Below are 13549 nucleotides of genomic sequence, written 5' to 3' on the forward strand. Positions count from 1 at the left end.
ACAAGCCCCCACCGGCCGTCAGTCGACTGACTCGCCGTCGTGGCTGGTCGCGCAGTTCCCCGCGCCCCTGGGAAAGTCATCTCCCGTCGATCCAAGACCTGCCGCGGCGTTGAGGCTGGTCCCGCTCCGACGGGGTTACGACGATCTCGTGGCCCTCAGCCTGTTCGGCGCAGGGCCTCGGAGAGACGCGCCGCGGCGTCGATGACCGCCTGGGCGTGCATACGGCCCGGGTGGCGGGTGAGGCGCTCGATGGGGCCGGAGACCGAGACCGCGGCCACCACGCGGTTGGACGGACCGCGGACCGGCGCCGAGACGGACGCGACGCCCGGCTCGCGCTCGCCGATGGACTGGGCCCAGCCCCGGCGCCGTACGCCCGACAGGGCCGTGGCCGTGAAGCGGGCGCCCTGGAGGCCGCGGTGCAGGCGCTCCGGCTCCTCCCAGGCCATCAGGATCTGGGCCGAGGAGCCCGCCTTCATGGTGAGCGTCGAACCGACCGGGACGGTGTCCCGCAGGCCGGACAGGCGCTCCGCCGCGGCGACGCAGATGCGCATGTCGCCCTGGCGGCGGTAGAGCTGTGCGCTCTCGCCGGTGACGTCCCGCAGGTGCGTGAGCACCGGGCCCGCGGTCGCGAGGAGACGGTCCTCGCCCGCGGCGGCGGCCAGTTCGGCCAGCCGGGGGCCCAGAATGAAACGGCCCTGCATGTCGCGTGCCACCATGCGGTGGTGTTCCAGAGCCACGGCCAGCCGGTGGGCCGTGGGTCGTGCCAGTCCGGTCGCCGCGACCAGACCCGCGAGGGTGGCCGGACCGGACTCCAGGGCGCTGAGGACAAGGGCTGCCTTGTCCAGAACGCCGACGCCGCTACTGTTGTCCATGAAACGATACTCACGTCTCACTCTGTGAAACGCAAGTTCCTTTTTCCGTGAGACGCGCAACCCTTGTAGGCACAGCGGCCCGGTGACCGTACGGGCCTGGTGACGGGCGCCCGTGAACTGGGGCCGGGTGCCGTCTCCTCAAGATCTCTAGTTGGGCCGGTGGACGATCTCGCCGGCCGGAGGGAAAGCGATGGGTAGGACACTCGCGGAGAAGGTCTGGGACGACCATGTCGTCCGGCGCGCCGAGGGCGAGCCCGACCTCCTCTTCATCGATCTGCACCTGCTGCACGAGGTGACCAGCCCGCAGGCCTTCGACGGACTGCGCAAGAGCGGCCGCCAGGTGCGCCGGCTCGACCTGACCATCGCGACCGAGGACCACAACACCCCGACCCTCGACATCGACAAGCCCATCGCCGACCCGGTCTCCCGGGTCCAGCTGGAGACGCTGCGCAAGAACGCCGCCGAGTTCGGTGTGCGCCTGCACCCGCTGGGCGACGTCGAGCAGGGTGTCGTGCACGTCGTCGGCCCGCAGCTGGGCCTGACCCAGCCCGGTATGACCGTGGTCTGCGGCGACTCCCACACCTCCACGCACGGCGCCTTCGGCGGCCTGGCGTTCGGCATCGGCACCTCCCAGGTCGAGCACGTGCTGGCCACCCAGACGCTGCCGCTGGTCCGCCCGAAGACCATGGCCATCACGGTCAACGGCGAACTGCCCGACGGCGTCACCGCCAAGGACCTGATCCTGGCGATCATCGCCAAGATCGGCACGGGCGGCGGCCAGGGCTATGTCCTGGAGTACCGCGGCTCCGCCATCGAGAAGCTCTCGATGGAGGCCCGCATGACCATCTGCAACATGTCGATCGAGGCCGGTGCCCGCGCGGGCATGATCGCCCCCGACCAGACCACGTTCGACTACCTCGAGGGCCGTCCGCACGCGCCCAAGGGCGAGGACTGGGACGCGGCCGTCGCGTACTGGAAGACCCTGAAGACGGACGAGGACGCCGAGTTCGACGCCGAGGTCGTCATCGAGGCCGCCGAACTGTCGCCGTTCGTCACCTGGGGCACCAACCCGGGCCAGGGCGCCCCGCTTTCGGCGCACGTCCCCGATCCCGCTTCGTACGAAGACGCATCGGAGCGCCTCGCCGCCGAAAAGGCCCTGGAATACATGGGGTTGGAGGCCGGGCAGCCGCTGCGCTCCATCAAGGTGGACACCGTCTTCGTAGGTTCGTGCACCAACGGCCGCATCGAGGACCTGCGCGCCGCCGCCGAGCTCGTCAAGGGCCGCAAAGTCGCCGACGGCGTACGGATGCTGGTCGTCCCCGGCTCCGCGCGGGTCGGTCTCCAGGCCGTCTCCGAGGGCCTGGACGTCGTCTTCAAGGAGGCCGGCGCCGAATGGCGGCACGCGGGCTGCTCGATGTGTCTGGGCATGAACCCGGACCAGCTGGCCCCGGGTGAGCGCTCCGCGTCCACCTCCAACCGCAACTTCGAGGGCCGGCAGGGCAAGGGCGGCCGTACGCACCTGGTGTCGCCGCAGGTCGCGGCCGCCACCGCCGTACTGGGCCACCTGGCCTCGCCCGCCGACCTGTCCGACGCCCCTGTCGCCGCTGGAGTCTGAGAGTCATGGAAGCATTCACCACGCACACCGGCCGGGCCGTTCCGCTGCGTCGCTCGAACGTCGACACCGACCAGATCATCCCTGCTCACTGGCTCAAGAAGGTGACCAGGGACGGGTTCGAGGACGGGCTGTTCGAGGCCTGGCGCAAGGACGAGAAATTCATCCTCAACCAGCCCGAGCGCAAGGGCGCGACCGTCCTGGTCGCCGGCCCCGACTTCGGCACCGGATCCTCCCGTGAGCACGCGGTGTGGGCGCTCCAGAACTACGGCTTCAAGGCCGTGATCTCCTCCCGCTTCGCCGACATCTTCCGCGGCAACTCGCTGAAGAACGGCCTGCTCACGGTGGTCCTGGACCAGAAGATCGTGGACGCGCTCCAGGAGCTCACGGAGAAGGACCCCGAGGCGGAGATCACCGTCGACCTTGAGGCCCGCGAGGTGCGCGCCGAGGGCATCACCGCGAGCTTCGAGCTGGACGAGAACTCCCGCTGGCGGCTGCTGAACGGCCTGGACGACATCTCCATCACCCTCCAGAACGAGGCCGACATCGCCGCGTACGAGGCCAAGCGGCCCTCGTACAAGCCGCGGACGCTCCAGGCGTGACGCCCGGGTCGCCCCCGGGGTGACCCGAACTCCTTCGGAGCAACTGAACAGGTCGAGTTTCGGCCACCCAACACCCCCGCCGTACCCCCGATCAGCCCGATCGGGGGTACGGCTGTGTCTGCCCCCCGACGGCCCCGCGCGGTGCGACACGCCCGCTCAACTTCCCACGTTAAGACGGGTGTTGTCGGGGTACGCGTCCCTTGTCACCGCGGCTTCCGCAGGTGCCCGGAAGGCCGTCCGAGGCGGCAGTTGCACCCCTAGCAGGCGACAACTCGCCCCAGATGGCACAATCTGTGCATGGAACACGACGGCCAACTCGAGCTCTATGCGGCAGTCGCGGACCAACTGAAGGAAGCGCACGCAAGAGTGCGCGCACTGCAAGTCCCGGAGGGCGTACGGATGGCGCTGACCCGGAAGCTGCTGGTCATTACGGCCGCGGCCAAGCACGACGTCGTCGAAGCGACAAGGCGTCTGGAGCGGTTCACCGCTGACCTCGACGCGGGTCGAATCCCGGAAGAGGAACGCTGAACAAGTCCAGAGCAGCCGAGTTCGTTGCGGCACAAGGGTGATAAGCCCGTTTCGTGTTTGATTTGCGGTATATATCTGCCTAACGTGCGAAAAGCTTGAACACTTTCGTTCTGGCAATGTCTCCGAAGGGGAAGACGTGAACAAGGCGCAGCTCGTAGAAGCGATTGCCGACAAGGTGGGCGGCCGCCAGCAGGCCGCCGACGCGGTCGACGCGGTCCTGGACGCCATCGTCCGCGCGACGGTCGCGGGCGACCGTGTCTCGGTCACCGGCTTCGGTTCGTTCGAGAAGGTCGACCGGCCGGCCCGTTACGCTCGCAACCCCCAGACGGGCGAGCGGGTTCGGGTCAAGAAGACCTCCGTTCCGCGCTTCCGCGCGGGCCAGGGCTTCAAGGACCTGGTGAGCGGCACGAAGAAGCTCCCGAAGAACGACGTCGCGGTCAAGAAGGCCCCCAAGGGCAGCCTGACCGGCGGGGCTTCGGCCACGGTCAAGAAGGCGGCCGCCAAGAAGGCCACCGCCAAGACCGCCACCGCGAAGAAGACCACCGCGAAGAAGACGACGGCCAAGAAGACCACGGCCACCGCCAAGAAGACGACGGCGAAGAAGGCGCCCGCCAAGAAGGCGACCGGCACCGCCGCCAAGACCACCGCCGCGAACAAGACCGCCGCGAAGAAGACGACGGCCAAGAAGGCCCCGGCGAAGAAGGCGACCGCCAAGAAGGCGCCCGCCAAGAAGTCCGCTGCTCGCACCACCACCGCCAAGAAGGCCACGGCCCGCAAGAGGTAAGGGCACAGGGGCACTCACGCGCCGGGCCGGACTCCGTGACGGAGTCCGGCCCGCGGCGTGTGCAAGGGGTGCGTAAGGCCTGTTCGGAAGCCTGTTCAGAAGGTCTGGAGGGTCACCAGGGTGATGCTGTCCCCGTCCATCTCGACGCGCACGCGCTGACCGGGACGCAGCAGTCTCAGGCCGCCCGCGTCGAACGCCGGCGCGTCGAAGGGCACGGGGGTGCCGTCGTCGAGAAGCACCTGCCCACTGCGGCTCTCGGGGTCGTACGTGTACGCGGTCGCCTGCATGGCCGCAGCCTACTGCCCGGGAATCAGCAACCGCGCCGCGGCGGCGGCCGTCCGGGGACCCACCCCCAGCGCCAGCGCCGCCCGCAGGTCCTCGCCGGTGTCGACGTCCTGCCGTACGGAATCGACGTCGTCGAGACGGAGTTCCGCCGCTCCCGAGGCGTGGTGGCGGCGCCGGGAATCCGGGCCGAAGGCCGGGCGCAATTCCTCGCTTCCCGCCGCGGCCAACAAGGTCGTGCCCATGGCCGCCGCGTCCGGAAGGAAAGCGCGGGGGAATTCCGCAGCCGCGTCCAGGACCCGGGCCAATTCCAGGGGGCGCAGAGCCGGCAGATCGGCGTTCAGGGCGGCCAGGGCGCTTTCGGGGCGCGCCGACCGCACGGCGGACGCTCCGTGCCGCAGGGCCGCGTTCAGGCCGCCCCGGGGCTCGTCGGCGACGATGCGGGCGCCCAGGGCCGCCAGCTCGCGGCAGGCCAGGGCGTCGTCCGTGACTACCGCCACATCGCGGACCGCCGGGCAGGCCAGGGCCGCCGCCACGGTGTCCTGGGCGAAGGCCAGGGCCAGACCCGGGCGCATCCCGTCGTCGGCGGTGTCCGAGAGCCTGCTCTTGGCCCGCGCCAGGGGTTTCAGCGGGATGACCAACGTCCACTGCACGCGCGTTCCGTCCTTCTCTTCTCACGGTCATTGTCACTCAGTCGTCACGCGCCCCATCTGGCGGTGTCGGCGGCGGGGCGTACGGTGTTCTCGACAGACAGACGGCCCGGGGCGACACTTGTGCGGCCCCCCAGGCCCTAGAGGAAGGTGTCCGCGTGCCCCGCCGCAGAATCGGCTTCTGGTACCGCTTGGCAGCGGTGATCGCCAAACCGCCGCTCGTGGTTCTGATCAAGCGGGACTGGCGCGGATTGGAGAACATTCCGGCCGACGGCGGATTTATCACCGCGGTCAACCACAATTCGCACATCGACCCCTTCGCGTACGCGCACTTTCAGTACAACACCGGGCGCGTTCCGCGATTCCTGGCGAAGGCCGGTCTTTTCAAGAAGGGATTCGTCGGCGCCGTCATGCGCGGCACCGGACAGATCCCCGTCTATCGCGAGAGCACGGACGCGCTGAGCGCTTTCCGGGCCGCGATCGACGCCGTGGAGCGCGGTGAGTGCGTCGCGTTCTACCCCGAGGGCACCATCACCCGCGACCCGAACCAGTGGCCCATGACCGGCAAGACCGGCGCCGCGCGCGTGGCCCTGCAGACCAAGTGCCCGGTCGTCCCGGTCGCGCAGTGGGGCGCCAACGAGGTGCTGCCGCCGTACGCCAAGAAGCTCCACCTCTTCCCGCGCAAGACGCACCACGTCCTCGCGGGCCCGCCCGTGGACCTCACGCGCTTCTACGACAAGGACATGACCCAGGACCTCCTGAAGGAGGCCACCGAGGTCATCATGGCCGCCATCACCGCCCAGCTGGAGATCATCCGCGGCGAGAAGGCACCCGCGACCGCGTACGACCCGCGCCGCGAGCGGATCGAGCAGCGGCGCCGGAGCCAGGCCCAGAGCGGCCACGAGGGGGAGAAGAGCAAGTGAGCAAGCCCGTCAAGGCGGCCGTCTTCGGCACCGGTTCATGGGGTACCGCCTTCGGCATGGTGCTCGCCGACGCGGGGTGCGAGGTCACCCTGTGGGCGCGCCGCCCCGAGCTCGCGGACGCGGTCAACTCCACCCGCACCAACCCGGACTACCTCCCCGGTGTCGAACTCCCGGAGAACCTGAGGGCCACGGCGGACGCCGCCGAGGCCGCGCGCGACGCCGAGTTGACCGTCCTCGCGATCCCCTCGCAGACCCTGCGCGCCAACCTCGCCGAGTGGACCCCGCTGCTCGCGCCCGACACCGTCCTCGTCTCCCTCATGAAGGGCGTCGAACTCGGCTCGGCCATGCGGATGAGCGAGGTGATCGAGGACGTCGCCAAGGTGGGACAGGCCCGGATCGCCGTGGTCACCGGGCCCAACCTCGCGCGGGAGATCGCCGCCCGGATGCCGGCCGCCGCCGTGGTCGCCTGCACCGACGAGGCGGTCGCCAGGCGGCTCCAGGCCTCCTGCCACACGCCGTACTTCCGCCCGTACACCAACACCGACGTGGTGGGCTGCGAACTCGGCGGCGCCGTGAAGAACGTCATCGGCCTCGCCGTCGGCATCGCGGACGGCATGGGACTGGGCGACAACGCCAAGGGCTCGCTCATCACGCGCGGTCTGGCGGAGACGACCCGGCTGGGCCTCGCGATGGGCGCGGACCCCCTCACCTTCTCCGGACTCGCCGGTCTCGGCGACCTGGTGGCGACCTGCTCCTCGCCGCTGTCGCGCAACCACACCTTCGGCACCAACCTCGGCAAGGGCATGACCCTGCAGGAGACCATCGCGGTCACCAAGCAGACCGCCGAGGGTGTCAAGTCCTGTGAGTCCGTGCTGGATCTGGCCCGCAGGCACGGCGTCGACATGCCGATCACCGAGACCGTCGTCGGCATCGTGCACGAGGGCAAGTCCCCGGTGGTCGCCGTCAAGGAGCTGATGTCGCGCAGCGCGAAGCCCGAGCGACACTGAGCTACGACCTCGCCGTTCGCCTCGTCCGCCACCGGGGCGGACGCTGTATCGGGGCACTACCAACGGGTACTCTCAACGCGATATGAGCACCGAGAACCTCCCCCAGAGCCCTGAGCAGCCGCCTCGCAAGCCGCGCGTGGCCGTCGTGTTCGGCGGGCGCAGCTCCGAACACGGGATCTCCGTGGTCACCGCCGGCGCCGTCCTCAAGGCCATCGACCGGACGAAGTACGACGTCCTGCCGATCGGCATCACCCAGGACGGCCGTTGGGCCCTCACCGCCGACGAACCGGACCGCATGGCGATCACCGAGCGCCGTACGCCGAACGTCACCGAGCTCGCCGAGTCGCACGAGGGCGGGGTGGTGCTCCCCGTCGACCCCGCCAACCGCGAAGTCGTCTACAGCGAGCCCGGATCGGTGCCCAAGGCGCTCGGTGAGGTCGACGTCGTCTTCCCCGTCCTGCACGGCCCCTACGGCGAGGACGGCACCCTCCAGGGCCTCCTGGAGCTCTCCGGGGTCCCGTACGTCGGCTGCGGTGTGCTCGCCTCGGCCGTCGGGCAGGACAAGGAGTACATGAAGCGGGTGTTCACCTCCTTCGGACTCAAGGTCGGCCCGTACGTGGTGATCCGGCCGCGCGAGTGGGAGCGGGACGAGTCCGCCGCCCGCAAGAAGATCGTCGACTTCGCGGGCGAGCACGGCTGGCCGCTCTTCGTGAAGCCCGCGCGCGCGGGCTCGTCGATCGGCATCACCAAGGTCGACGACCTCTCCGGGCTGGACGAGGCGATCGCCGAGGCGCAGAGCCACGACCCGAAGGTCCTCGTCGAGGCGGCGCTGCGGGGCCGCGAGATCGAGTGCGGTGTCCTGGAGTTCGAGGACGGCCCGCGCGCCTCGGTCCCGGCCGAGATCCCGCCGCCGCAGGAGCACGCGTACTACGACTTCGAGGCGAAGTACATCGACTCGACCCCCGGGATCGTGCCGGCGCCGCTCACGCCCGAGGAGACGGCCGAGGTCCAGAAGCTCGCGGTCGACGCCTTCGACGCGGCCTCCTGTGAGGGTCTGGTCCGCGCGGACTTCTTCCTCACCGAGGACGGCGAGTTCGTGATCAACGAGATCAACACGCTCCCCGGCTTCACACCGATCTCGATGTACCCGCAGATGTGGGAGAAGAGCGGGATCAGCTACCCGGAGCTGGTGGACCTGCTGATCCAGGCGGCGCTGCGCAGGTCCACGGGCCTTCGGTAGCCGGTGGGCGGGCCTGCGTCGGCCGGCGGGTCGGTGGTCAGTCGGCGATCCCCTCGGGGATCGCCTTCTTTATGCCGGGCGCCAGGTCCACGAGGGGTGCCAGGCCGTTTCCGGTGCGCTTCTCGGGGATCGTCACCTCGACGTACGCCTTGCGCAGGGTCGTGGTGAGACGGAACGACCCGTCGTCCTGCTTCTCCAGCAGCCACCCCACCCCGTTGACCTCCACACCGTCGGCCTCCGGGTCGTCCATCTTCGCGGGCCGCTGTACACCGCACCGCAGTATGATCGCCGGGTCACCCCAGCCCGCGGTCAGCGCGGATGCCGGCTCGGGGTCCCGGCGATCCTGACCGTCGACCTTGGACGGCAGCGCCTTGTCGAGGTTCTCGCACAGCTCGGTGACTTCCGTGCCCGGGCTGGGAACCGCGGCCCGGGCGCCGTCGTCTGCTGAGGAGCAGCCCGTAATGGTGATCAGCGTGAGAAGCGCGGGCAGGCCGATGAGCCGGCGACGGAAATCAATCACCGGCCAAGGGTAGACGGGGGCTACAGATGGACCACCGGGCAGGTCAGGGTGCGGGTGATGCCGTCCACCTGCTGGACCTTCGCGACCACCATCCGGCCCAGGTCGTCTACGGTGTCGGCTTGTGCGCGGACGATCACGTCATACGGTCCTGTCACGTCCTCGGCCTGGATGACCCCAGGAATCTTGCTGATCGTCTCGGCGACGGTCGACGCCTTGCCGACCTCCGTCTGGATCAGGATGTACGCCTGTACCACGGAACCTCCAGGGCGGCCACGAGGATCATGTGGGGAAAAGGAACGCCACGGTATCGCGTCGTCGCTCGCCGCGGGGAGACCCGCGGGGGCGTGGACGCCCGCGCCGGGGTGCGGACACGACAGAAGTTCACGGTCCCCTCGACCGTATCGAGGACACTGATGACGCGCGACCGGGCACGGCACGGCACAGAAGGGGCGTAAGGGCCATGAAGGGCACTGTTGGTGAGCTCGGGGAGTTCGGGCTCATCAGGGAGCTCACCTCCCGTCTCACCACCACCCCGGCGGTCCGGGTGGGCCCCGGCGACGACGCCGCGGTGGTCGCCGCGCCCGACCGCCGGGTCGTGGCGAGCACTGACATCCTTCTGGAGGGCCGGCACTTCCGCCGCGACTGGTCCACGGCCTACGACGTGGGCCGCAAGGCCGCCGCGCAGAACCTCGCGGACATCGCCGCCATGGGCGCGGTGCCCACCGCCCTGCTGCTCGGCCTGGTCGTGCCCGCCGAACTCCCCGTCACCTGGCCCTCGGAGCTCATGGACGGCCTGCGCGACGAGTGCCAGGTCGCCGGCGCCTCGGTGGTCGGCGGAGACGTCGTACGGGGAGACACGATCATGGTCTCCATCACCGCCCTCGGCGATCTGCGGGGCCAGGAGCCCGTCACCCGGGCCGGCGCCCAGCCCGGCGACCTCGTCGCGGTGACCGGCTGGCTGGGCTGGTCCGCGGCCGGGTACGCGGTGCTCTCCCGGGGCTTCCGCTCGCCCCGCGCGTTCGTGGAGGCGCACCGGCGCCCCGAGCCGCCGTACCACGCGGGCCCCGCCGCCGCGGCGCTCGGCGCGACCGCGATGTGCGACGTGAGCGACGGACTGATCGCCGACCTCGGGCACATCGCCGAGGCCAGCAAGGTCCGCATCGACGTGCGCTCCGGCGCGATCGACATCCCCTCGCAGATGAACGACATCGGGCAGGCCGTCGGGGTCGACCCCATCCAGTGGGTGCTGACCGGGGGAGAGGACCACGCGATCGTGGCCACCTTCTCGCCGGACGTGAAGCTGCCGGCCCGCTGGAAGGTGATCGGCGAGGTCCTCAACCCCTCGGCGCTGCCCCAGGTGACGGTCGACGGGGCGCCCTGGACCAGCAAGGGCGGCTGGGACCACTTCGGCGAGGACATCGAGTCGTGAGGCCGCCCCTCGTGCTCACGGTGGCGGGCTCCGACTCCGGCGGCGGCGCCGGGATCCAGGCCGACCTGAAGACCATGCTCGCGCTCGGCGTGCACGGCATGAGTGTCGTCACCGCCGTGACCGCGCAGAACTCCCGTGGCGTACAGGGGGCTTGGGAGCTGCCGGTGGAGGCGGTGCGGGCCCAGTACCGCAGTGTCGTGGACGACATCGGCGTCCAGGCCGTCAAGACCGGGATGCTCGCCTCGGCCGAACTCGTCGAGACGGTGGCCGAGTTGCTCGGCGAGACCGGTGTCCCGGCCGTGGTCGACCCGGTCGGCGTCTCCAAGCACGGGGACTCCCTGCTGGCCTCGTCCGCCCTGGAGTCCGTGCGGCGAAAGCTGCTCCCGGTGGCCACCGTCGCCACCCCGAACCTCGACGAGGTGGCCCAACTCACCGGCGTGCAGGTGGAGTCGGAGTCCCGGATGCGGGAGGCGGCGGACGCCGTCCTGGCGTACGGACCGGCCTGGGTGCTCATCAAGGGCGGCCATCTTCCCGGTGACGCCGTCGACCTGCTCACCGACGGCTCCGAGGAGCACTGGCTGCGCGCGCCCCGCCACGACAACCGCCACACGCACGGCACGGGGTGCACCCTCGCCTCCGCGATCGCCTCCCAGCTCGCGAAGGGCCGGTCCGTGCCGGAGGCGGTGGCGGACGCGAAGGACTACGTCACCGGCGCGATCGCGTCCGGCTTCGCGCTGGGTGGCGGGATCGGACCGGTGGATCACGGCTGGGCGCTGGACCGGGATCTCACGCCGGGGGCGCCGGCGGCCTGACGCTGACGCCGGTCACATCGGCGTGGTGGGCACAGCAAAAAGCCGGCCCACCTTGCGGTGGACCGGCTCTGCAGCGAACCAGCAGTGGCCGCGCGCTTCAGCTGGGCGTCAGCGCTGGACCTTGCCGGCCTTGATGCACGAGGTGCAGACGTTCAGGCGCTTAGGCGTCCCGCCGATCACGGTACGGACGTGCTGGATGTTCGGGTTCCAGCGACGGGACGTACGGCGGTGCGAGAAGGACACGCTGTTGCCGAAGCCCGGCCCCTTGCCACAGACGTCGCAGTTGGCAGCCACGGGTCACTCCAAAGACTTCAGATGCACTTACGGTGGGATCCCGGGCGGGCCGGGATCGAGATCGCAGGATCAAAGATCTGAGTGGCGCTGCCAGGGGAATGGCCCGATCGGGATCGGGCAACCGGAGCAGCATACAACGACTGCGCCAGTAGAACGAAACTACCATGGCTGATCAGGCCCTCGCTCCCGGCCCTCTTCCGGCGGACGCCCGCCCGGGGTCTACGCTGCGTCCAGTCCAGCAGCCCGAGGAGGCGCAGGTGGCGCAGGTGCCGCAGACATTCTTCGATGCTCTCGCGGTGCGCACCTGGTGCGGTCTCGCGCTGCGGGCGCTGGGCCGGGCGCGCGAGGAGATCGACGCGATCAACGTCTACCCGGTCGCCGACGGGGACACCGGCACCAACCTGTACCTGACCGCGGAGTCCGCGGCCGCGGCCGTGGAGGCCGTCTTCGAGGCCCACGACGCCCATGACCAGGGGAAACCCGCACTCGCCGACGCCGCGCGCGCGATGGCGCACGGAGCCCTCATAGGCGCCCGCGGCAACTCCGGCACGATCCTCGCCCAGCTGCTGCGGGGCATGGCCCAGGTGCTGGCCGCCGACAGTGAGACGCCTCACACGGACGGCGAGGGACTCCGGCTCGCCCTGCGGCACGCCGCGGACTCCGCCCGCCAGGCCGTCGCCCACCCCGTCGAGGGCACGGTCCTCACGGTCGCCTCGGCCGCCGCCGACGCGGCCGGCCGGGCGGAGGGGGACTGCGGGACGGTCGCCCGGGCCGCCTACGACGGAGCCCGCGCCGCCCTCGCCGCGACCCCCGGCCAGCTGGCCGTCCTGGAACGGGCGGGAGTGGTGGACGCCGGCGGGCGCGGGCTGGTGGCGGTACTGGCGGCCCTGGTGGAGACGTTCACGGGGGAGGCGCCCAGGGCGGTTCCGGTGGCGGCCGACATGCAGCACGCGCGCGTGGCGGGCGGTACGGCCGTGACGTCCCCCGAGACCTCCGCGGACGTGTCCCGGATCCCCCCCGAAGGTCCCGTGGCCTCCCTGGAAGAGTGCGCCGACGGCCCGGACACCGGTGGCCCCGCCTTCGAGGTGATCTACCTCCTGGAGGCCGACGACACCGCCGTGGCGCGGCTGCGGGAGCGGCTCGACGGGCTCGGGGACTCCCTCGTCGTGGTCGGCGGCGACGGACTGTGGAACGTCCATGTGCACGTCGACGACGCGGGCGCCGCCGTGGAGGCGGGTGTCGAGGCCGGTCGGCCGTACCGGATACGGATCACCCACTTCGGCGTCGGCGACGTCCACACCACCGGCGCCGAACGGCCGCCCCGCGAGCGCGCCCAGCGGGCCGTCGTCGCCGTCGTGCCCGGCGAGGGCCTGGCGGGGCTGTACACCGAGGCCGGCGCGACCACCGTGCTCGCCCGCCCCGGGGAGCCGCCCGCGAGCGGAGAGCTCGTGGAGGCCGTACGGCGGGCCCACGCGCGCGAGGTGGTGCTGCTGCCCAACGACGCCGACCTGCGCCACACCGCGGCCGCGGCGGCCGAGCAGGCCCGCGCGGAGGGCATCCGGGTCGCGCTGATCCCGACCCGCTCCGCCGTCCAGGGCATCGCGGCGCTCGCCGTGCACGAGCCGGAGCGCCGGTTCGACGAGGACGTCGTGCAGATGACCTCGGCGGCCGGCGCGACCCGCCATGCCGAGGTCGTCGTCGCGGAACGCCAGTCCTGGACCATGGCCGGCATCTGCCAGGCCGGTGACGTCCTCGGCCTCATCGACGGGGACGTGGCCGTGATCGGCTCGGACGTCACCGCCACCGCCGAGGGCGTCCTCGACCGCATGCTCTCGGCCGGCGGCGAACTGGTCACCCTCGTTCTCGGCGACGAGGCCCCCGAGGCCGTCGCCGACCACCTGGAGACACGGGTGCGGGAGTCGTACCTCGCCGTGGACACGGTGGTGTACCGGGGCGGTCGACAGGGGGCCCTGCTGCTCATCGGGGTCGAGTAG

The 13549-nt window shown here is 70.9% G+C and carries 16 protein-coding genes; 10 read left to right on the forward strand and 6 right to left on the reverse strand.

The window, feature by feature from the left end; genetic code table 11:
- Positions 1–155: 155 nt before the first annotated feature.
- Positions 156–872, reverse strand: a complete 717-nt coding sequence (ndgR, locus tag AC2XR2_RS31540) for an IclR family transcriptional regulator NdgR (RefSeq protein ID WP_015036427.1) — start codon at positions 870–872, stop codon at positions 156–158.
- A 190-nt stretch (positions 873–1062) separates the two neighbouring features.
- Here ndgR and leuC point away from each other — a divergent pair, with 190 nt between their 5' ends.
- The 4 genes from leuC (at position 1063) to AC2XR2_RS31560 (ending at position 4398) form a co-directional block, all read left to right on the forward strand.
- Positions 1063–2487, forward strand: coding sequence for a 3-isopropylmalate dehydratase large subunit (leuC, locus tag AC2XR2_RS31545; protein WP_491516900.1), 1425 nt, complete (start codon positions 1063–1065; stop codon positions 2485–2487).
- Positions 2488–2492: 5 nt separating this feature from the next.
- Positions 2493–3086 (forward strand): 3-isopropylmalate dehydratase small subunit, encoded by a 594-nt coding sequence (leuD, locus tag AC2XR2_RS31550; RefSeq protein WP_330264242.1) that lies wholly within the window; start codon positions 2493–2495, stop codon positions 3084–3086.
- Positions 3087–3383: 297 nt separating this feature from the next.
- Complete coding sequence (locus AC2XR2_RS31555) at positions 3384–3614, forward strand: SCO5555 family protein (RefSeq protein ID WP_028809826.1); 231 nt, start codon at positions 3384–3386, stop codon at positions 3612–3614.
- Positions 3615–3750: 136 nt separating this feature from the next.
- On the forward strand, positions 3751–4398 hold the full coding sequence (locus AC2XR2_RS31560) for an HU family DNA-binding protein (protein ID WP_123763305.1): 648 nt from the start codon (positions 3751–3753) through the stop codon (positions 4396–4398).
- 95 nt (positions 4399–4493) lie between these two features.
- On the opposite strand, the gene AC2XR2_RS31565 is transcribed toward AC2XR2_RS31560, so the two are convergent.
- Both AC2XR2_RS31565 and cofC read right to left on the reverse strand, forming a co-directional pair.
- Positions 4494–4685, reverse strand: coding sequence for a hypothetical protein (locus AC2XR2_RS31565; RefSeq protein WP_491516901.1), 192 nt, complete (start codon positions 4683–4685; stop codon positions 4494–4496).
- Positions 4686–4694: 9 nt separating this feature from the next.
- Positions 4695–5333 carry a 2-phospho-L-lactate guanylyltransferase gene (cofC, locus tag AC2XR2_RS31570; protein ID WP_330264241.1) on the reverse strand — a complete coding sequence of 213 codons (639 nt, stop codon included), beginning with the start codon at positions 5331–5333 and terminating at the stop codon, positions 4695–4697.
- Positions 5334–5488: 155 nt separating this feature from the next.
- Here cofC and AC2XR2_RS31575 point away from each other — a divergent pair, with 155 nt between their 5' ends.
- The 3 genes from AC2XR2_RS31575 (at position 5489) to AC2XR2_RS31585 (ending at position 8500) form a co-directional block, all read left to right on the forward strand.
- On the forward strand, positions 5489–6253 hold the full coding sequence (locus AC2XR2_RS31575; protein WP_356458724.1) for a lysophospholipid acyltransferase family protein: 765 nt from the start codon (positions 5489–5491) through the stop codon (positions 6251–6253).
- Complete coding sequence (locus tag AC2XR2_RS31580; protein ID WP_381298687.1) at positions 6250–7260, forward strand: NAD(P)H-dependent glycerol-3-phosphate dehydrogenase; 1011 nt, start codon at positions 6250–6252, stop codon at positions 7258–7260. Before AC2XR2_RS31575 ends, AC2XR2_RS31580 begins: the two co-directional genes overlap by 4 nt.
- An 82-nt stretch (positions 7261–7342) precedes the next feature.
- Positions 7343–8500 carry a D-alanine--D-alanine ligase family protein gene (locus AC2XR2_RS31585; protein WP_330264238.1) on the forward strand — a complete coding sequence of 386 codons (1158 nt, stop codon included), beginning with the start codon at positions 7343–7345 and terminating at the stop codon, positions 8498–8500.
- A gap of 37 nt (positions 8501–8537) precedes the next feature.
- On the opposite strand, the gene AC2XR2_RS31590 is transcribed toward AC2XR2_RS31585, so the two are convergent.
- On the reverse strand, positions 8538–9020 hold the full coding sequence (locus AC2XR2_RS31590) for a DUF3515 domain-containing protein (protein WP_381298685.1): 483 nt from the start codon (positions 9018–9020) through the stop codon (positions 8538–8540).
- 20 nt (positions 9021–9040) lie between these two features.
- The gene (locus tag AC2XR2_RS31595) at positions 9041–9274 is read right to left on the reverse strand and encodes an Lrp/AsnC family transcriptional regulator (RefSeq protein WP_003997603.1); all 234 of its coding nucleotides are present in this window, start codon (positions 9272–9274) and stop codon (positions 9041–9043) included.
- A gap of 206 nt (positions 9275–9480) precedes the next feature.
- Here AC2XR2_RS31595 and AC2XR2_RS31600 point away from each other — a divergent pair, with 206 nt between their 5' ends.
- Together AC2XR2_RS31600 and thiD are read left to right on the forward strand one after the other, a co-directional pair.
- Complete coding sequence (locus AC2XR2_RS31600) at positions 9481–10449, forward strand: thiamine-phosphate kinase (protein ID WP_123763312.1); 969 nt, start codon at positions 9481–9483, stop codon at positions 10447–10449.
- Positions 10446–11261: a bifunctional hydroxymethylpyrimidine kinase/phosphomethylpyrimidine kinase gene (thiD, locus tag AC2XR2_RS31605; RefSeq protein ID WP_491516902.1), complete on the forward strand. Its 816-nt coding sequence runs from the start codon at positions 10446–10448 to the stop codon at positions 11259–11261. The genes AC2XR2_RS31600 and thiD overlap by 4 nt, the downstream gene beginning before the upstream one ends.
- Positions 11262–11369: 108 nt before the next feature.
- Here the strand turns inward: thiD and rpmB are convergent, their stop codons facing one another.
- Positions 11370–11555, reverse strand: a complete 186-nt coding sequence (rpmB, locus tag AC2XR2_RS31610) for a 50S ribosomal protein L28 (RefSeq protein WP_330264235.1) — start codon at positions 11553–11555, stop codon at positions 11370–11372.
- A 257-nt stretch (positions 11556–11812) separates the two neighbouring features.
- On the opposite strand from rpmB, the gene AC2XR2_RS31615 reads away from it, so the two are divergent.
- Positions 11813–13549 carry a DAK2 domain-containing protein gene (locus AC2XR2_RS31615; RefSeq protein ID WP_491518538.1) on the forward strand — a complete coding sequence of 579 codons (1737 nt, stop codon included), beginning with the start codon at positions 11813–11815 and terminating at the stop codon, positions 13547–13549.

Source organism: Streptomyces sp. LS-MS-L19 (assembly GCF_058382285.1).

Bases quoted from the DNA above. Each gene is read 5' to 3' on its own strand.
- AC2XR2_RS31555 (WP_028809826.1), top strand. From the start codon at position 3,384: ATGGAACACGACGGCCAACTCGAGCTCTATGCGGCAGTCGCGGACCAA.
- AC2XR2_RS31600 (WP_123763312.1), top strand. From the start codon at position 9,481: ATGAAGGGCACTGTTGGTGAGCTCGGGGAGTTCGGGCTCATCAGGGAG.
- leuC (WP_491516900.1), top strand. From the start codon at position 1,063: ATGGGTAGGACACTCGCGGAGAAGGTCTGGGACGACCATGTCGTCCGG.
- AC2XR2_RS31585 (WP_330264238.1), top strand. From the start codon at position 7,343: ATGAGCACCGAGAACCTCCCCCAGAGCCCTGAGCAGCCGCCTCGCAAG.
- ndgR (WP_015036427.1), bottom strand. From the start codon at position 872: ATGGACAACAGTAGCGGCGTCGGCGTTCTGGACAAGGCAGCCCTTGTC.
- AC2XR2_RS31565 (WP_491516901.1), bottom strand. From the start codon at position 4,685: ATGCAGGCGACCGCGTACACGTACGACCCCGAGAGCCGCAGTGGGCAG.
- leuD (WP_330264242.1), top strand. From the start codon at position 2,493: ATGGAAGCATTCACCACGCACACCGGCCGGGCCGTTCCGCTGCGTCGC.